Annotated in this window: 13 protein-coding genes and 1 tRNA gene; 3 read left to right on the top strand and 11 right to left on the bottom strand. The window is 62.0% G+C overall.

What is annotated here, in order from left to right; all coding sequences use genetic code 11:
• Nucleotides 1-14: 14 nt before the first annotated feature.
• The 5 genes from ECTPHS_RS07910 to glgB all read right to left on the bottom strand — a co-directional run bounded on the left by ECTPHS_RS07910 (nucleotide 15) and on the right by glgB (nucleotide 6,316).
• A complete protein-coding gene (locus tag ECTPHS_RS07910) occupies nucleotides 15-1,511 on the bottom strand; it encodes a SulP family inorganic anion transporter (RefSeq protein ID WP_008932201.1) in 1,497 nt (498 codons plus the stop codon).
• A 445-nt stretch (nucleotides 1,512-1,956) separates the two neighbouring features.
• Nucleotides 1,957-2,904 carry a hypothetical protein gene (locus ECTPHS_RS14780; RefSeq protein ID WP_008932202.1) on the bottom strand — a complete coding sequence of 316 codons (948 nt, stop codon included), beginning with the start codon at nucleotides 2,902-2,904 and terminating at the stop codon, nucleotides 1,957-1,959.
• 117 nt (nucleotides 2,905-3,021) lie between these two features.
• Nucleotides 3,022-3,813, bottom strand: coding sequence for a hypothetical protein (locus ECTPHS_RS07920; RefSeq protein WP_008932203.1), 792 nt, complete (start codon nucleotides 3,811-3,813; stop codon nucleotides 3,022-3,024).
• Between the two features lie 192 nt (nucleotides 3,814-4,005).
• A tRNA-Ala gene (locus tag ECTPHS_RS07925) sits at nucleotides 4,006-4,081 on the bottom strand.
• A gap of 57 nt (nucleotides 4,082-4,138) precedes the next feature.
• Entirely contained in the window at nucleotides 4,139-6,316 is a 2,178-nt protein-coding gene (gene glgB / locus ECTPHS_RS07930; RefSeq protein ID WP_008932204.1) for a 1,4-alpha-glucan branching protein GlgB, read from the bottom strand.
• A gap of 192 nt (nucleotides 6,317-6,508) precedes the next feature.
• Between glgB and glgC the strand changes: the two genes are divergently transcribed.
• From glgC to malQ, 3 genes are all read left to right on the top strand, one after another.
• Entirely contained in the window at nucleotides 6,509-7,774 is a 1,266-nt protein-coding gene (gene glgC / locus ECTPHS_RS07935) for a glucose-1-phosphate adenylyltransferase (protein ID WP_008932205.1), read from the top strand.
• A gap of 13 nt (nucleotides 7,775-7,787) precedes the next feature.
• Nucleotides 7,788-9,512 (top strand): glycoside hydrolase family 57 protein, encoded by a 1,725-nt coding sequence (locus ECTPHS_RS07940; protein ID WP_008932206.1) that lies wholly within the window; start codon nucleotides 7,788-7,790, stop codon nucleotides 9,510-9,512.
• 87 nt (nucleotides 9,513-9,599) lie between these two features.
• Nucleotides 9,600-11,096 carry a 4-alpha-glucanotransferase gene (gene malQ / locus ECTPHS_RS07945; RefSeq protein WP_040405540.1) on the top strand — a complete coding sequence of 499 codons (1,497 nt, stop codon included), beginning with the start codon at nucleotides 9,600-9,602 and terminating at the stop codon, nucleotides 11,094-11,096.
• Here the strand turns inward: malQ and ECTPHS_RS07950 are convergent.
• From ECTPHS_RS07950 to puhA, 6 genes are read right to left on the bottom strand one after another with little or no spacing between them, the layout of a single operon-like run.
• Nucleotides 11,081-14,692 carry an EAL domain-containing protein gene (locus ECTPHS_RS07950; RefSeq protein WP_008932208.1) on the bottom strand — a complete coding sequence of 1,204 codons (3,612 nt, stop codon included), beginning with the start codon at nucleotides 14,690-14,692 and terminating at the stop codon, nucleotides 11,081-11,083. The genes malQ and ECTPHS_RS07950 overlap by 16 nt on opposite strands.
• A 20-nt stretch (nucleotides 14,693-14,712) precedes the next feature.
• Nucleotides 14,713-15,318 (bottom strand): bacteriochlorophyll 4-vinyl reductase, encoded by a 606-nt coding sequence (gene bchJ / locus ECTPHS_RS07955; protein WP_008932209.1) that lies wholly within the window; start codon nucleotides 15,316-15,318, stop codon nucleotides 14,713-14,715.
• Nucleotides 15,319-15,333: 15 nt separating this feature from the next.
• On the bottom strand, nucleotides 15,334-16,203 hold the full coding sequence (puhE, locus tag ECTPHS_RS07960) for a putative photosynthetic complex assembly protein PuhE (protein WP_008932210.1): 870 nt from the start codon (nucleotides 16,201-16,203) through the stop codon (nucleotides 15,334-15,336).
• 49 nt (nucleotides 16,204-16,252) lie between these two features.
• On the bottom strand, nucleotides 16,253-16,750 hold the full coding sequence (gene puhC, locus ECTPHS_RS14000) for a photosynthetic complex assembly protein PuhC (RefSeq protein WP_050814233.1): 498 nt from the start codon (nucleotides 16,748-16,750) through the stop codon (nucleotides 16,253-16,255).
• Entirely contained in the window at nucleotides 16,747-17,430 is a 684-nt protein-coding gene (gene puhB / locus ECTPHS_RS07970) for a photosynthetic complex putative assembly protein PuhB (RefSeq protein WP_008932212.1), read from the bottom strand. Before puhB ends, puhC begins: the two co-directional genes overlap by 4 nt.
• Nucleotides 17,427-18,257, bottom strand: coding sequence for a photosynthetic reaction center subunit H (gene puhA / locus ECTPHS_RS07975; RefSeq protein ID WP_008932213.1), 831 nt, complete (start codon nucleotides 18,255-18,257; stop codon nucleotides 17,427-17,429). The genes puhB and puhA overlap by 4 nt, the downstream gene beginning before the upstream one ends.
• Nucleotides 18,258-18,260 lie beyond the last annotated feature (3 nt).

The raw sequence follows: 18,260 nt of genomic DNA on the forward strand, positions 1-18,260 counted from the left end.
CTTCCTTCTTCATATCAATGCCCCATCAGCCGGTCGGCGGCATCGGGCTTGTCATGGACGGCATGGCGGTCAACGATGGTGGCCGTGGCCTCGTTCATGCCGATGATTTCCACCTCGGTACCTTCACGGCGGAAGTTGATCACCACCCGGTCCAGCGCCGACACGGAGCTGATGTCCCAGAAATGGGCACGGGACAGATCAATGGTCACCTTATCCAGATCCTCGCGGAAATTGAAGGCAGCCATGAATTTTTCCGTGGAGGCGAAGAACACTTGACCATAAACCCGGTAGGTGCGGTGCAGGGTTTTGTCATCCGGATTGGTATCGGAGTCGGCGCCCACGAACATGAATTGACTCACCTTGTTGGCAAAGAACAAGGAAGCCAGCAGCACCCCGGTGAGCACGCCGATGGCCAGGTTGTGGGTGAACACCGTCACGCCTACGGTGGCGATCATGACGATGTTGGTGCTCAGCGGATGGGCCTTCATGTTCTTGATGGAGTTCCAGCTGAAGGTCCCGATGGCCACCATGATCATCACCGCCACCAGGGCCGCCATGGGGACGATGCTCAGGACCGGACTCAGGAAGACCACCATGATCAAGAGGAAGATACCGGCCGAAAAGGTGGACAAACGCCCGCGGCCGCCGGATTTGATGTTGATCACCGACTGGCCGATCATAGCGCAGCCCGCCATGCCGCCGAAACTGCCGGCGACGATGTTGGAGATACCCTGGCCCTTGCATTCCCGATCCCGGTCGGTCTTGGTGTCGGTCAGGTCATCGACGATGTTCTGGGTCATCATGGATTCCAGCAGGCCCACCACTGTGAGCGCCAGGGCGTAGGGCAGGATGATCCACAGGGTTTCCAGGTTCAAAGGGATGTCCGGCAGCAGAAAGACCGGCAGGGTGTCGGGCAGTTCACCCATGTCACCCACGGTGCGGATGTCCAGTTGCAGCACCCAGGCCAGCAGGGTCAGCACCACGATGGTGATCAGGGGGGAGGGGATGGACCTGGTCACGTAGGGGAACAGATAGATGATGCCCAGGCCCAGGGCGGTCATGGCATAGACGTGCCAGGTCACGCCGGTCAACTCCGGCAACTGGGCCAGGAAGATCAGGATGGCCAGGGCGTTGACGAAGCCGGTCATGACCGAGTTGGAGATGAACCGCATCACCCGTCCCAGCTTCAGATAGCCGGCCAGGATCTGCAGAAAGCCGGTAAGGATGGTGGCCGCCAGCAGATATTCCAGCCCGTGCTCCTTGACCAGGGTGATCATGAGCAGGGCCATGGCGGCAGTGGCGGCGGAGATCATGCCGGGCCGTCCCCCGGTGAAGGCGATCACCACGGCGATACAGAAAGAGGCATACAGACCCACCTTGGGGTCAACACCGGCGATGATGGAGAAGGCGATGGCCTCGGGGATCAGGGCCAGGGCCACCACCAGGCCGGCCAGCAGGTCTCCCCGAATGTTGGAAAACCATTCCCGTTTGATTCTTTGCCACTGTATCAAGGGTGAGTCCTTCTATTTGGTCCGGGCCGCGTGGCCGTGGATATCACGATGCAGCGCCCCCCCGGCGTTCGGTGGCCTGGGCCTTGACCCGCCGGGGTCGCACTGCATCATCCGATGTTTGCTGCATTCGGGGATTCGGGGCGGAAGCGCCCGGGAAACCTCTGATCAATCAGAGCGATGCCGGTCAAGAAGATGTCCGGCACGAACCGGCTATCAAGTGCCGGGTGAAATGCTAAATTCAGGGGGCATTATTCTATGGGTAACGGGTGCCTCCGTCAACGCCAGTGTGCTGGGCGATGGCCGGACGTACCAGCCCGCAGGCAGCCGGCGCGGTGCCAGTCGCCCCGCCTGGATGCGGCAGGGGCGACTGAGCCGGATATAGAGCTGGTAGGTCGTTGGTAGGGCCGAGGGGCACTGATCCGGGGCGGGCGACCTGTCCGATGCTTCAGGAGAACATGGATTTGAACGTGGCCCTGATCTCTTCCCGAATGATTTCCCGAATCCGTTCTTCGGAGATCGGGGGTTCCTGCTTGGGCAGGGCCTCCAGTTCGGCCTGGATCATGGCATGGATGGCGGCTTCGATGGCGCCGGGGGTGGACGCGGATGCCGCGACGGGCGCGGCGGTCGGTGCTTCATCGATCCGTGGCATTTCTTCCGGTTCGGACATGGGGGCCTCGGTTGCTTGTTCTGGCGTGGTATCGTCAGGCGTGAGTGTATCTTCTTCCGGTTCCGGTTCCGGTTCCGGTTCCTCCTGCTCCGGCTCTGCTTCCATCGTGGGAGTTTCCATGGTCGCTTCCGTTTCCGGCATGGCCTCATCCTCTTCCCGGACGGGCTGGGGTTCGGCTTCCATGATCATTTCTGCTTCCGCCATCGCCTCCTCGATCACCGGCGTGGATGGAGGGGGTTCGTCTTCAGGCTCCGGTGATTCTTCACCGGCCTGCTGCAGCAGCATGTCGAGGACCGGGTCGTGCTCTCCTGCAGTATCGGGGGGTGTCGGCTCTTCTCTTGCTTCCCGGGACCACATGGCATCACTGACCAACTCCAGTTTCTGGACGGAAGGCGCCTCTGCGGCCAGTATGTCCTCAATATCCGGTTCCGGTTCCGGTTCCGGTTCCGGTTCCGGTTCCGGTTCCGGTTCCGGTTCCGGTTCAATCTGCCGTGGTGGCGCCTCATCGACGATGAATCGGTCAAAGTCACCGTTTTCGATCCAGTCCGCCCATTCATCATAGAGGGCATTCTTGTCCGTGACACCCGGGATATCCCCGGAAATGAAGGCCGAGACATCCGAGACCTTGTATTTCTTCCGGACGTACTCCGCCAGAATGACACCGATATCCTTGTTTTCGCGGGTCAGCGCCACCAGGCGCATCAAGCTCTCGGATTTTGCATTCATGTCGGTTCCCTTCCGGCTATGCCGGCCGGCTGAGTGGATGGGTCGCCGTGGCCCTCGCCAGGCCCCTCATGAACACCTTATCGGCAAGTGGGCAGGGAAATTGAACATTTCCCCGCGCTACATCGTGCCGAGGATCCAGCCCTCGACCCGGGCGATGCGGGATTCGGCGTGTGTGAGCGAAGGGGTGAGATATGAAGCGAGGCTTCCGTCCAGGTCGAAACGGCGTAGCTGCAGGGCGACCACGTAGGCGTCATGCTGGTCGGGCGTGCGGCCGTCCCGTGGATGTGCCTTGCTCCACAGGGAAGGGTAGACCTCGACAAGGACGGCGCGACCCGGGGGGATGTTCCAGCCATCGAAGGGCCAGACATGCAGCCGCTGCCTCAGTGCCAGCCGCAGCAGGCGTAGCCAGGGAAGTCCGGCATGGGTTGATTTGGCCACCGAGCCGGGGACGTCGAAATGAAACACGGACTTCGCCCCCGCCCTTTCCTCGGTAAGGCGACGCCAGCGGGTGTTGCCGGAACGGTCCTGAGCATATCCGCACGAACCGTCGCGGACAAAATCCACATAGGTGTGTTGATCGTCGGTGGGCCAGTGTTGGTGAAAATCATCCAGGAAGGCGGTCCAATCCGGGGGCAGGTGATGGGCTTCGAAATACCGCAGGGGAAAGGAAAATCCGTGATCGATGCCGACGAGGGTGGGTACGTCTTCGGACAAGCGGGCGGTCAGCCACGCCGCAAGACCACGCCGGGTCCAGTATTTTCGTGGACTTGGTGGCGGAAGGACCTCCGTCGGCAGGGATTCCCGGTCGGCTTCGTAGACACGCAAGCCCTTGAGACTGTCATCCGGCGTTTGCGCGCCGGAGTAGTCGATGCCGATATAACGATGGAAAGCAGGATGTTTCACAAGCATCCCTCTGCTATTCGTCGGCATGGTGTTGCAGCCAACGATGGCCTTTACCGGTCAACCGATAGCGCTGCTGCTCCCGTTCTGGTGAGGTGAACAGGCAGGAAAAGCACTTTCAGGATTGTGGGAGGCAGTGTGGGAACGAAAAAAAAGCCCGCCCGTAACTTTTGCTGAAACGGACGGGCCTTTTTATTTTGGTGGTGGAGCGGATGGGAATCGAACCCACGACCTCAGCAGTGCGATTGCTGCGCTCTCCCAACTGAGCTACCGCCCCATGGGGTGAAAGTATACTCCAGGGTTCCGGCTTGTCACCAGTGCCGGGGGCAGTGCCTCAGCCGGTCGCCGGCTGGAGCAGGATGCCCGCCAGCGGCGGCAGGGTGAGCACCACGGAGTAGGGTTTCCCCATCCAGGGTATGTCTTCGGCTTCCACTTCCAGGTTGCCCAGGTTGCTGCCGCCGTAGTAGTGGGAGTCGGAGTTGAAGATCTCCCGATAGCGGCCGGGGCCCGGTACGCCGATGCGATAGCCTTCCCGGGGTACGGGGGTGAAGTTCAGGGCGCTGATGATGAACTGGTTGCCGTCTTCGGTCTTGCGCAGGTAACTCAGGACCGACTGGGCAGCGTCGTGACAGTCGATCCAGTCGAAGCCCTGCCATTCGAAGTCGAGGTGGTGTAGCGCGGGCTGTTCCCGGTAGAGACGGTTGAGGTCCGCGACCAGGCGTTGGACGCCTTCGTGGAAGGGGTATTGGAGCAGGTGCCATTCCATTTCCCGGGATGCGTCCCATTCGTTGCCCTGACCGATCTCGCAGCCCATGAACAGCAGTTTCTTGCCCGGGTAGCTCCACATGAGGGTGTAGAGCAGGCGCAGGTTGGCAAACCGCTGCCACTCATCGCCGGGCATGCGGTAGAGCAGGGAGCGCTTGCCGTGGACCACTTCGTCGTGGGAGAAGGGCAGCACGAAATTTTCGGTGAAGGCATAGAGCAGGCCGAATGTGAGCCGGTCGTGATGGTAGTGGCGGTGGATGGGGTCCTTGCTGAAATAATCCAGGGTGTCGTTCATCCAGCCCATGTTCCATTTCATGGCAAAGCCCAGGCCTCCCAGCCAGGTGGGACGGGTGACCTGGGGCCAGGACGTGGATTCCTCCGCGATGATCAGGGCCCCGGGATGGCGGCCCTGGACGGTACTGTTCAGCTCCCGCAGGAACTCGATGGCATCCAGGTTTTCGTTGCCGCCGAACTTGTTGGGTACCCAGTCACCGGGTTCCCGGGAATAGTCCAGGTAGAGCATGGAGGCCACGGCGTCCACCCGCAGACCGTCGATATGGAATTCCTCCACCCAGTACATGGCGCTGGAGACGAGGAAGTTCCTCACCTCGTTGCGGCCGTAATTGAAGATCAGGGTGCCCCAGTCACGGTGTTCGCCCAGGCGAGGGTCTTCATGCTCGTACAGGGCGCTGCCGTCGAAGCGGGCCAGCCCGTGGGCGTCCTTGGGAAAATGTCCCGGCGCCCAGTCCAGCAACACGCCGATGCCGTGTTCGTGACAGAGATTGACGAAATAGCGGAAGTCATCCGGTTCGCCGAAGCGGCGGGTGGGGGCGTAATAGCCGGTGGTCTGGTAGCCCCAGGAGCCGTCATAGGGGTGTTCGGTGATCGGCAGCAGTTCCACATGGGTGAAGCCCATGCGGGTGACATAGTCCACCAGTTCCCGGGCCAGTTCCCGGTAATTGAGAAACTGGCCGTCTGCGTCCCGCCGCCAGGAACCCAGGTGCACCTCATAGACGGACATGGGGCGGTGCGGCCAGGCCTCGTTGCAGCGATCCGCCAGCCAGGCCTGGTCGGACCACTGGAAACGGCTGGGAGGGCTGACCACCGCCGCGGTGCGGGGGCGCAGTTCAAAGCACTGGCCGTAAGGGTCGGCCTTGAGCAGGATGGCGTCGGTGTCGCGGTTGCGGATCTCGTACTTGTAGAGGGCGCCGGGCGCCATGCCGGGGATGAACAGCTCCCACACCCCGCTGCCGCCGCGTACCCGCATGGGATGGCAGCGGCCGTCCCAGCGGTTGAAGTCGCCGACCACGGACACCCGTTCCGCGGCGGGTGCCCAGACCGCGAACCGGACGCCCTGAATGCCGTCTACTACATGAAGATGGGCGCCCAGGAATCGGTAGGCGTGCCAGTGGCGTCCTTCGTTGAACAGGTGGATGTCGAAGTCCGGCACCTGGGGGGCGAAACAGTAGGGATCGTAGGCAATCTGCTCGTGGCCATGACCATCACTCCATCGTATGCGATAGTGTGAGGGCAGGGCGTCGCGGGGGCCGCGCCACTCGAACAGCCCCTGTTTGCCGACGGGCTTCATGGGGGCGTTGAGTTCCATGATGCCGGCCTCGCGGGCGAAGGGTAGCAGGGCGCGCACCACGCACTGCCCCGCCTCCATGTGACGACCCAGAAAGGCAAAGGGGTCGTGATGCCGTGAGTCAAGGATACGTTGGAGATGTTCGTTGTACGATGTAGGCATGAGAGGTTCCGTGGCTGGCGCGGCGGTGTGGCGGCACTTTCCGTGGCTGCAGAAATGATGTAATAGATTCGAAACAGGGACATCGCACTATGATAAGCGGGCCATGCCGGGGGCTGAAGTACCCGATTGAGTCAACCCTATCATGAGCAGCGTGACCGAGTCCCCCATTGACCCGGGTCCGGGAAAGTCAGCATGAAATCACAATCTCAACGCTTCGTCAGTCGTATCACCCGAGACACCCTGGCATTGATCCTTGCCGGGGGGCGGGGGTCCCGTCTCAAGCAGCTCACCCTGTGGCGCGCCAAGCCGGCGGTACCCTTCGGCGGCAAGTTCCGGATCATCGACTTTCCGCTGTCCAACTGCATCAACTCGGGTATCCGTCAGGTGGGAGTGCTCACCCAGTACAAGTCCCATTCCCTGATCCAGCACATCCAGCGCGGCTGGGGGTTCCTGCGCGGGGAGTTCGGCGAGTTCGTGGAACTGCTGCCGGCCCAGCAGCGCATCGAGACTTCCTGGTATGAAGGGACGGCGGACGCAGTCTATCAGAACCTGGACATCATCCGTGACCATGACCCGGGGTACGTTCTCATCCTGGCCGGAGACCATATCTACAAGATGGACTATGGCGACATGATCGCCTACCACGTGGAGTCCGGCGCCGACATGACCGTCGGATGCCTGGAGGTGGATCTGGAAACCGCCAGGGGGTTTGGCGTCATGGCGGTGGACGGAGACGGCCGGGTGCGTCAGTTCACGGAAAAACCGGCGCAGCCCCAGAGCATTCCCGACAAGCCGGACAAGGCGCTCGCCTCCATGGGGATCTATGTCTTCAATACCCGCTTCCTGTTCGAACAGCTGATCAAGGATGCGGATACCCCGGGCTCCAGCCATGATTTCGGCAAGGACATCATCCCCAACGTGATCAAGTCCTATCGGGTGATGGCGTATCCCTTCCGGGACGTGCAGACCGGTTCCCAGGCCTACTGGCGTGACGTGGGGACTATCGACTCCTACTGGCAGGCCAATCTGGAGCTGATCGGCGTGACGCCGGAACTGAATCTTTACGACATGGACTGGCCCATCTGGACCTATCAGGAACAGTTGCCGCCGGCCAAGTTCGTGTTCGACGACGATGACCGGCGCGGCATGGCCGTGGATTCCATGGTCTCCGGGGGCTGTATCATCTCCGGTGCGCTGGTGCGGCACTCCCTGCTGTTCTCCAATGTGATCGTCAACTCCTTCAGCCAGGTCACCGATTCCGTGGTCCTGCCCGATGTGGAGATCGGTCGTCATTGCCGGATTCACAAGGCCGTGATCGACAAGGGGTGCCGAATTCCCGAAGGCATGGTGATCGGTGAGGATCCGGTGGAGGATGCCAAGCGCTTCCATGTCTCCGAAGGCGGCGTGACCGTGGTGACGCCTGAAATGCTCGGCAGCATGCCCCGCTATGCTCGCTGAGGCCTCTACACGGATGAATTCCCCGGCGATCAGGTTGGTGCTGTGCTGGCACATGCACCAGCCCGAATATCGCGAGGCGGGCACGGGACGCTACGCCTTGCCCTGGACCTATCTGCATGCCATTAAGGATTATGTGGACATGGCCGCTCACCTGGAGGCGACTCCCGGCGCCCGGGCCGTGGTCAACTTCGCCCCGGTGCTGCTGGAGCAGATCAAGGACTACGCCGATCAGGTGGCCGCCTTCCTGTCCCGGGGGGAAGCCGTTTCCGATCCGGTACTGGCCTTGCTGGGGGCGCAGTCGCCGCCCGCCGGTGCCACTGAGCGCATGCAGCTGGCCGAGGCCTGCGCGAGGGCCAATCGCAAGCGTTTGATTGAGCCCCATGCGGAGTATCGGGTGCTCGTCGACATGCTGCCCTGGCTGCGCCAGCAACCGGATGCGGTGGCTTATCTGGCGGATCAGTATTTCTTCGATCTCGTGACCTGGTACCACCTGGTATGGCTGGGCGAGACGGTTCGGCGCAAGGACCCCCGCATCGATTTGCTGATGAAGCAGGGACGTGATTTCACGCCGGGACAGCGCAGGCTGTTGCTGGAAATCATTGCGGAACTGCTGGGGAATCTGATCGGACGCTATCGGCGCCTAGCCCGGTCGGGGCAGGTGGAGCTATCCTTCACCCCTTATGCTCACCCCATCATGCCCCTGTTGCTGGATCTGAAATCCGCACGGGAGGCGGTTCCGGAGATGAAGCTGCCCGAGGCCCCCTCCTATCCCGGAGGCGATGCCCGGGTCCGCTGGCATGTGGCACACGGCATGCGGGTATTCGAGTCCCATTTCGGCCTGCGCCCGGCGGGTTGCTGGCCCTCCGAGGGCAGCGTCAGCGATGCCACCCTGCGGTTACTGGCCCAGGAGGGGGTCCGGTGGGCGGCTTCCGGTGAGGGGGTGCTGCTGAATTCTTTACGTACATCGTCCGCGGAGCCGCCGGCCGCAGACCGTACCTGGCTCTATCGTCCCTATCGTTACGATGCCGAATCCCTGGCCGTCTTTTTCCGGGATGATGCCCTGTCCGACTCCATCGGCTTTCGTTATGCCGACTGGCATGGGGATGATGCGGTGGCCGATTTCATTCACCAGTTGGAGCAGATCGCCGTTCAGCTGGCCGGCTCACGCAGGCCGCAGGATCCGCCGCCGGTGGTGTCCGTCATCCTCGATGGGGAAAATGCCTGGGAATACTATCCCAACAATGGTTTCTACTTTCTCTCCGCCCTGTATCCCAAACTGGTGGCGCATCCGGACATCGAGCTCACGACCTTCAGTGACGTCCTGGATGACGGGCCGCCCCCGTCGGCATTGTCCCGCGTGGTGGCGGGGAGTTGGGTCTATGGTAACTTCGAAACCTGGATCGGGTCCGCGGACAAGAATCGGGGCTGGGACATGCTGGTCGACGCCAAGATCCATGTGGACCGGGTTCTGGCACAAGGCCGGTTGACGCCGGTCGAGGAAGCCGCGGTACTGGATCAGCTGGCGGTCTGCGAGGGTTCCGACTGGTGCTGGTGGTTCGGTGACTACAACCCTTCCTCGGCGGTGAGCCTGTTTGAGCGCCTCTATCGTCAGCACCTGAGCCACCTGTACCGTCTCATGGGGGAAACACCTCCGGCTTATCTGGCGCAGTCCGTGAGCCGGGGCAGTGGCGAGCCGGTGGCGGGCGGTGTCATGCGAACCGGTCAGAAATCCGAATGATGAAGGTGGTGGTTCAAGGTTCTCCCGTGTCCGGTCCATGCAGTTCGGTATCATCGGCGGGAGTCACTCACATTGGACGGAGGCAACGTGTCCGTAACCGTTCCTGAAGCCCGGTCATTTCTGGACCGGCGCCGTGCCGGTATTCTGCTCCATCCCACCTCGCTCCCGGGGCGTGCCGCCCAAGGTGCCCTGGGACATGAGGCCCACCGCTTCATCGAGTTTCTTGAGGCCTGCGGCGTGACCGTCTGGCAGGTGCTGCCGCTGAATCAGCCCCACGCCGGCGGATCCCCGTATCAATGCATGTCGGTGCATGCCGGTCATACCGGACTGATCTGCCTGGAAGCACTGCGTCGACGGGGCTGGCTGGCGGAGGAAAAACCCGCCCATCGGGAACTGGGGTTGAGAAACCCCTTCGGCTGTATTGCGTTGCAGGAGGCCAGGCTGGGTTTTGAGGCCCATGCGGGTGATGATGAGCGGGCCGCCTTTGCCGCCTTCAAGTCACATCATGGGTACTGGCTGGAAGACTACGCGCTGTATCTGGGACTCAAAGCCGAACAGGGCCAGGCCCCCTGGTGGGAATGGCCCGCACCCTTGCGTGATCGGGAGGAGGGGGCACTGGCGGCGGCCAGGCTGCGGCTTGAGTCCGTGCTGGAACAATACCGTTTTGAGCAATTCCTGTTCTACGATCAGCTGCAGGCGGTGAAGCAGCATGCCAACCGCAGGGGGATACTCCTGTTTGGCGACATGCCCATCTTCGTGGCCAGTGACAGTGCCGATGTCTGGACCCATCGTCGTCTGTTCGATCTGGATGCCCGAGGTCTGCCCAATACCGTGGCCGGGGTGCCTCCTGATTATTTCTCGGCCACGGGCCAGCGTTGGGGGAATCCTCACTATCACTGGCGGAACATGGAGGCCGACGGATTCCAGTGGTGGATCGAACGCATCAGTGCGGCCCTGGAGATGGTGGACCTGATCCGCATCGACCACTTCCGCGGCTTTGAGGCCTATTGGTCGATCCCCGCGGACGAGGAAACCGCCATCAACGGTCACTGGGTGCCGGCACCGGGCAAGGCCCTGTTCGATACCTTGCGGGAACGGTTTGGCACCTTGCCGCTGGTGGCGGAGGATCTTGGCGTGATCACCCCCGATGTGGAGGCCCTGAGGGAACAGAACGGCCTGCCGGGAATGAAAATCCTGCAGTTTGCCTTTGAAGGCGGGTCCGCCAATCCCTATCTGCCCCATCATCACCAGGAAAACTCGGTGGTGTATACGGGCACCCATGACAACGACACCACCCTGGGCTGGTATGCCGCCTGTGACGAGACGCTCCAGAGCCGGGTGAAGGAATATCTGGGTTTCCCCGATGAGTCCATGCCCTGGCCCCTGATACGCAGCGCACTGGCCTCGGTGTCACGCCTGGCGGTCCTGCCGATGCAGGATGTGCTGGAACTGGATGGGCATCATCGCATGAACACGCCGGGCACCCAGGAGGGTAACTGGTGCTGGCGTTTTTCCTGGGAACAGGTGCCCGACAGCCTGGCTGGACACCTTCGGCATCTCATGAGTCTCTACGGCCGGGTCTGATCCGGGGCGACGGGGAGCGGGGAACCGTCCTGGAGCAGGCCGCCGATGACATCTGCCGGCTGCGGATGGCTGAACAGGAAGCCTTGTCCCCGCGTGCAGCGATGCGCCATCAGGAAATCCCGCTGGGTCGGGGTTTCCACCCCTTCCGCCACCACCTCCAGACCCAGATTCAGGCCCAGTCCGATCATGGCATCGACGATAGCCATGGTCTGTCTGCAACGTGCGGGATCCCGTTCCAGCTCCGCAATGAAGGACTGGTCGATCTTCAGGCCGTGGACTGGCAGGTTGCTCAGGTAGCTCATGGAGGCATAGCCCGTTCCGAAATCATCCAGGGACAGGGTGAATCCGGCCGTTTTCAGCTCCGACAGGATGGCCCTGGCGTCGTCGATGGAGCGCATGGCCGTGCTTTCGGTGATTTCGAATTCCAGCAGCGCGGGGTCGATGTCGTGTTGTGACACCGTGGCCAGGACCTCGGTCACAAGGCCTTGTTTGTAGAGTTCCTGCGTGGTCAGGTTGATGGCAACCGGTACCACGGGGATACCGGCCGCTCGCCAGCGCTGGATCTGTTCGCAGGTCTTGCGCAACACCAGTGGGCCGAGACTGAGAATGAGGCCGCTGCTTTCCGCCACCGGTATGAAACGGTGAGGGGGCAGGAGCCCCTGTTCCGGGTGAAGCCAGCGCACCAGGGCTTCAAGACTCTGGATCTGCCCGGTGGCCATGTCGACGCGCGGTTGGAAATGGAGCAGCAGTTCATCCCGCTCCAGGCCCCGGCGCAAGGCCTGCTCCAGCTGAAACTGATCCTTGAGCTGCTTGTCCATGGTGGAGGTGAAGAAACAGTAGGCGCGCCCCTCGCCGTCGCTCTTGCTGCGATGCAGGGCGGCATCACCTCGACGCATCAGTTCGTCCACGGTATCGGCATCTCCCGGGAAAAGGGCGATGCCGGTGCTGGCGGTGACCACCAGAGACTGGTCCTGGATGGTCAGGGGTTGTTCCACCAGCTGCTGGATGCGTTCCGCCAGATGCAGCGCGTCCTGGGTCTGTGCCATGTGCGCCTTGAGCAACAGGAAGTGGTCCCCACCCAGTCTTGCCAGGGTGTCTTCCTTGCCAAGCAGGCCCTGGAGCCGATCGGACAGGATGCGCAACAGTTCATCCCCCGCGGCATGTCCCAGGGAATCATTGACCCGCTTGAGGTCATCGACATCGATGGAAAAGATCGCCAGGTGATCACCGTTATGTCGGACCCTGACCATGGCCTGCTGGAGGCATTCCCGCATGACCGCCCGCTTGGGCAGGCCGGTGAGAGGATCATAATGGGCCAGGTAACTCAGCTGTTCCGACAGGGCCTTGCGGTCACTCAGGTCCTCGGACATCTTGACGAAATGAGTGATGTCTCCCTGGGTATTTTTCAGCGGGGTCAATGTCGCTTGTTCCCAGAAATGCTCCCCGGATTTCTTGCGTACGGCCAGTTCTCCGCTCCATATCCTGCCCGCGGACAGGTCATGCAGAATGCCGTCAAGATCCGGACTCATGGCCGCGTCATGGGGATGGATCAGTGCCAGGGGTTGGCCCTGAATCTCTTCTCGACTGAAACCGGTCAGCTGGCTGAAACGGGCATTGATGTATTCGATACGGGCTTCCCGGTCGGTAACCAGCACGATACTGGGACTTTGCTCCACCACCAGCGCCAGTCGCTGGATGCGGCTTTGTTGCCGCTTCTGTTCGGTGATGTCAATCAGTCCGCCGTAGAGCCGGACCGGCCCCGTGGGGTGTGATGAGGGGATGCATTCGGAGGTGGCCCTGACCCAGCGGGGCGGGCCAAGCTTGCTGCGCAGGCGCAATTCACAGCAGGAGGCCCGGCCGGGTTCAAGCTCGAGGATTTCCCGTTTGAAGATTGCCTGATCCTCGTCCAGGACCAGGAATTCCCAGGAGCCCCGGTCACGGATATCGGCCACACTGTAACCGGTCATGGCCTGGATCGAGTCGGTCATCCAGTCGATCTGCAGTGTGCCCCGGTCATCCCTGAGGCAGGCATAGGCGATATCGCTGGTCACGGCGCAGATATGCCGATAGCGCGCTTCGCTTTCCTGAAGTTCCTTCTGGGCACGACAACGGATGATCATGCCGGCCAGATTTTCCGCGACCATGCGCATCTGGTCGGGCTGTTCCTGCCAGTGGTGAGCCGGCAGCTGCCCGAAGCTTTCCAGCAGCAGCAGGCCCAGGATTTCACCGTCGCTGATCATGGGGACCAGACGGACCGAGCGGGCGTTGTCAGGGCTGAGCAGCTGATGTTCCCGGGCAAATTCCGGGGGTTGTCCCGGCCCCTTTTCCAGCATCAACACCTCACGGGCTCGCATCCGGTGGGTGGTCCAGGGCAGTTGCGTGACATGCCATTGCCGGCGCAGGTCGGGTCCCGTCCCATCGCCTTCCAGGCCGGACCAGTGATGGGTAAGTTCCAGCGCGTTGCGAGCCGGGGAATATTCCAGGATACGGCAGCGCTCTGCCTGGAAAAACCGTCCGATCTGTTGCAGTGCCTGCACCATGGCCGGGTCCATGTGCTCGATGCGGGTATTGACGAACAAGGACGAGATATTGGCCAGCATGGCCTGGAAGCGCAGCTGGTGTTCCAGGGAGTCCTGGGCATTCTGCCGTTCGGTGATGTCCCGGTTGATCCCCCGATAGCCTATGAATTCACCGTGGGCGTCCATCACCGGGTTGCAGACATGTTCGACCCAGCGGGTTTCGCCGTTCTTGGTCAGGATCCGGAACTGCACCGGGGCACTGTCAAGTGTCCTGTCCGTGGCGGTCTTGTGTGATTGGTACCGGGGCAGGTCATCCGGATGGATGATCCGTTCCATGAGTTCGGGATCGTCCATGAAGTCTTCCGCGCTATACCCGGTGATACGCGCACAGGCGGGGGAGATGTAACGAAATTCCCCGTCATGGCCGAGCCAGAAATCCCAGTCGGGGGAGAAGGTCGCCAGGATGCGGTAGTTGTCCTCACTCTCCTGCAGACGGGCATAGGATTCCATCAATGCGTCACGCTGCTGTATGAGCGGGGTCTGGTCCACGATGCTGCAGATGAACCCCGGCTTGGCGCCATCCGGTTCCGGCAGACGGATCAGGGCAATGTCGGCGATCAATGGGCGGCCGTCGGCCCGCCGCAGTCGAACGGCCTGGCAGTCCGAGCGTCCATCATGGCGTGCCCGCTCCAGTGCGTTTTCCAGGAAATTGCGGTGTTTTGCCTCGGATAGCTGGGTGAACAACCTGCGATTGAGGGCGAGGGTCCGGTGTGCGGCGCTGTTGGCGTCCTGCAGAAAGCCGCTCCAGTCAATCCGCAGGACCGGTAGCGGCAGTTCCTGATACAGGCGGCTGAACCGGCTCAGCGCCAGTTCGGTTGCCGTCTGGCTCTCCAGCAATGCCTCCTGCTGGATGCGCAGTTCGGCATGGTAGATGTGCAACTCCTCCAGGAGTGTCTCGACGTCCAGCTCACCCCGTTGCAGGGAGAACAGGGTGCTGTCGAAACTGTGATCCCGCAGGATCTGCTTGGCTCTTTCACGCAGGGTGGCGGCGTTGAGCAGTGGCATCTTGGAGGCCATGAGTTATCCGAAGACGACGTTCAAACGTCCCAGGATACGGCAAACAGACAACTCGATGCACCCGTGGCCCCGCAGGCGGTCTCCCGAACGGTAGTGTTCTTGTGGACCAGCGATCGGAACAGATGCTCAAAGGTTGCCGCATAGTAATCACAGACCGGCTCGTGGGCCTGGATTTCCTTGCAGATGGGGCCGCCGGTAATGCTCAGTTCCAGGCCTTGGTTCCGATGGACCTGGAAGCGTCCGCTTCCGGTGAAGGTCCAGGCATTGCGTGAAATGGCGGTCAGGAGAATGCGGCTGGCGGGTCCTGCCGGCAGCAGCCGGAGCAGTGTCTGGACCGGTTTGGGAATACGATTGGCCAGCAGGTATTCGGCGGTCAGGCGGCCTGCCTCGCGGGAGACTGACCGCGCCTCTTCGGGGGTGAGGGTTTCCCGGACCACCCGGTGCAGGGCGGTCACGCCTTTTTCATCCACCATCTGGGTGGGCGGCTCGGACAGATAGTGCATCAGCCCGGCGGCTTCGAAGATCCGTGCGGTCACGGCCTCTCCCTGCTGGTGGGTCAATGCTTGAGCCATGCGGGTGATGGAGTTGGGGCCGATGGTGCCGGGAGTATGTGCGTGCGCAGTCATGATGGGTGTGCAGGTTCAGGAGCGAAGACGGCCGGGACCGGCGGCAAGCCCAGTCCCTGGAGACTCCTTGTCAGGGTCATTGGCCACCGGGATGTTGGGTCTGATGGGTCGGAAACAGGGTTCGGGCTGACGGGAGCGAAGCGCCCAGTTCCACAGTGCCTGCGAGGGCAGGGGCAGTACCAGGAACCAGTGTTCGAGGATTGCCAGGATCATCAAAATGGCCAGGAAGGTTGCCATGATGGCCTGGTGGGCGGAGACCTCCGGACTCAAGGCCATTTGTACCAGGAATACCGCCACCACCGTGGACGCGGTGACCGTCAGGGGGAACAGCAGATTCATGGGGCGCTTGCGGAAGTAGCTCTCCAGGTAGCGCAGATGATCCGGTAGCCATTCTTCATTGAGATTGCGCACGCCGAGGAAGACGTTGAGCTTGGTGCTGGTGCGCATGATCCAGAGAATGAGGAAGGTGTACAGGCCCATCTGATTGGCGCCCCCCCAGGTTACCCACAAAATGGCGACCGCACTGATCAGTAGTGCCAGTTCATGGTAGATGATGGCCTGGGTGGCGTAGAGGAATCGCCGCCAGCCACGGGCATTGTCCGGGCAACGGGTACGCCGGGAGCCCGTGATCAGTCCCATGAGGAAGCTCATTTCCACCCAGCCCCAGATCAGGATGGCACAGGTGAAGGCAATATAGGCGCCGGCGACGGAGACATCCTGACTGGTGATGGCCAGACCGTAGAGGGCCGCGGCACCAAGCAGGGTGGCGCCAAGCATGCTCCAGCGATAGGTATGCCGGGGGAGTCCGTCCAGATAGATGATCGCTCCGGTGCTGAACCACCAGAGGAAGACCACATAGAGGATTGGCAGGCCGAACTGTGTCACGGATTCAGTTTACCCGGTTTCGCGGCCTAGCGCGCAAGGAGTGCCGCGGTCAGGAGTCCCTGGCCGCGTCCAGAAGCCGGCCGAAGGCGGCGGCGTTGGTGGAGCCGAAGGCATTGAGCTCGTAACGCAGGCCGGTGGCGGGATCTTCCAGCGTCAGACTGCCGTTGGACCAGCGTGTCAGGCGCAGGGGCGAAGGATCGTTTTTTTCCGCCTCGGTACGACGATCAAGGGCGATGATACGGATGACGGTGCGCATGAACCCGCCTTCGGAAGGGCTGAGCACCTGGAGGACCTGACCATTGGCGCCATTGAGTACCGCCAGATAGCCACCGGGGCGATCTTCGGTACGCAGGTCCAGAGTCTGTACTGCTGTGACCTGGGCCGCTTCGGACTGGGTCGCGGCGTCGATCTGGGCAGGGGCGGATCTGGTGGCCGTGGCGCTGGCGCCGAGGTAATACACCCCTGCACCCAGCGCCACGACCAGCACACCCAGCCCGGAGAGCAACAGTGTGGTTCTGGATCGCTGGCTCGCCGGCTTTTCGGTCATGATGCGGTCTGGCTCGAAGTCTGGTTATTACGATCGCTGTGCGAGGATCCGGACAGCATGCCGGTCAGCTCGGGTCTGGCGTTCGGGTCCGGTGGTACATATTCACCGTGGATGGCCTTGCCCAGCAGTTCCGCAACACGCTTGGCATCGGGGATGCAACGCAACATGGGCTGAGGGGTCAGCAGACGCCAGGGACGAACATGGGGCCACATGATCAGGTAGGACACCCGTTCCGGCGGCTCAAGCACCAGGGCAATGTCACCCGTACCATCGGCGTAGGCCTTGAGCGAGGCAGACTGAATCACTCGGTAGGGGAGGTTCACCGACATCTGAATGGCAACCCCGAAACGGATGACGATACGACGATTCGTGATGGTATAGACCGTGGCACGCGCCATCAGCCACGCCAACAGGTAGAGCAGGGCTACCGCGGTCACGGACAGGGTCAGGACAAGGGCGATGTCGGCCAGTGCTCCGGGGATGGAGGCACCTTGCATCAGGCTGTAGCTGCCCCGGGCCGCAAGGAAGATACCCAGATAGACCATGACCTTTCTGACGTGAAAGGCCCGCCGGGCGAGGGCGCCCCACAGGGGGGCGCCTTGCCACAGGATGTGCTCCCCCTCGGGGGGGAGCTCGGGCAGACCACGGATCGGTTCAGGAGCGTGGTCGTCGTGACTCACAGGAGAGGTTCCCTACGTTCCTGGGTGGCGTAGAAGTGACCGCCGCCGAAGTAGGCCATGATGCGGTCTTCTTCCAGTCTGGTGATGGACTCAGCGCTGCGAGTCAGGGGGGCATCGGCGAAGTGATGGGACATCACGGACACCACGCGAACCTCGAACGGACGGCCGTCGATCATGCGCTCACCCAGGCTGGCGCCTGCCTTGGCCTTGGCGGCGCGAGCCACCTTGGCGAGGAACATCGGCACCAGGACGGTGCGGTTGGCGATCTCGGAATTGACTTCCACCTCCAGGTAGCGGGGCATGGCTTCGGAGCGGTCAACCCAGATGTCACGCACAGTACCGGCCACCTTGCCGTCGGCGGCGTAGACGGGCATGCCGCGCGGATCGGGGTCACGGGAAGGCACGCCGAAGCCGTGGCTGGTGACGCGCATGGGTACGATACGGGGGATGCCGTCCATGGTGACGTCGGGCTCGTCGGCACGCTGTGCCCAGGAAGCCGGACCCACGCCGTCAATCATGGGATTGCCGGTGGGCTCCAGCGGCGAACCGGGGAACGGGTTGCAGGGCTTGGCATGGACTTCACGGGTGTCGGGGTTGCCGTTGGCGATGATGATGGCACCACCGTCGGCGGTCAGGAACTGCTTGGGACCGGGCGCGGGCGGAAAACCCTGAACCGTGATGTAAGGGGAACGATCAGACTCCAGTGGATACCCCTCCCGCTTGTTTTCGCGGTGGAGGTAATAGACTAGACCTGCAAAGAAGAACCAGAAGACGTACAGCGTGACTTGCGCGACATCTATATATTCAGTAATGGCACCGGTTGGCATTGC

The organism is Ectothiorhodospira sp. PHS-1 (assembly GCF_000225005.1).
In the GTDB taxonomy this organism is placed as follows: Bacteria; Pseudomonadota; Gammaproteobacteria; order Ectothiorhodospirales; family Ectothiorhodospiraceae; genus Ectothiorhodospira.

Coding starts and splice junctions, on each gene's coding strand:
- bchJ (WP_008932209.1), bottom strand. CDS start 15,318: ATGACTGCGCACGCACATACTCCCGGCACCATCGGCCCCAACTCCATC.
- ECTPHS_RS07920 (WP_008932203.1), bottom strand. CDS start 3,813: ATGCTTGTGAAACATCCTGCTTTCCATCGTTATATCGGCATCGACTAC.
- ECTPHS_RS07950 (WP_008932208.1), bottom strand. CDS start 14,692: ATGGCCTCCAAGATGCCACTGCTCAACGCCGCCACCCTGCGTGAAAGA.
- ECTPHS_RS14780 (WP_008932202.1), bottom strand. CDS start 2,904: ATGAATGCAAAATCCGAGAGCTTGATGCGCCTGGTGGCGCTGACCCGC.
- glgC (WP_008932205.1), top strand. CDS start 6,509: ATGAAATCACAATCTCAACGCTTCGTCAGTCGTATCACCCGAGACACC.
- puhA (WP_008932213.1), bottom strand. CDS start 18,257: ATGCCAACCGGTGCCATTACTGAATATATAGATGTCGCGCAAGTCACG.
- ECTPHS_RS07940 (WP_008932206.1), top strand. CDS start 7,788: ATGAATTCCCCGGCGATCAGGTTGGTGCTGTGCTGGCACATGCACCAG.
- glgB (WP_008932204.1), bottom strand. CDS start 6,316: ATGCCTACATCGTACAACGAACATCTCCAACGTATCCTTGACTCACGG.
- puhC (WP_050814233.1), bottom strand. CDS start 16,750: ATGACCGAAAAGCCGGCGAGCCAGCGATCCAGAACCACACTGTTGCTC.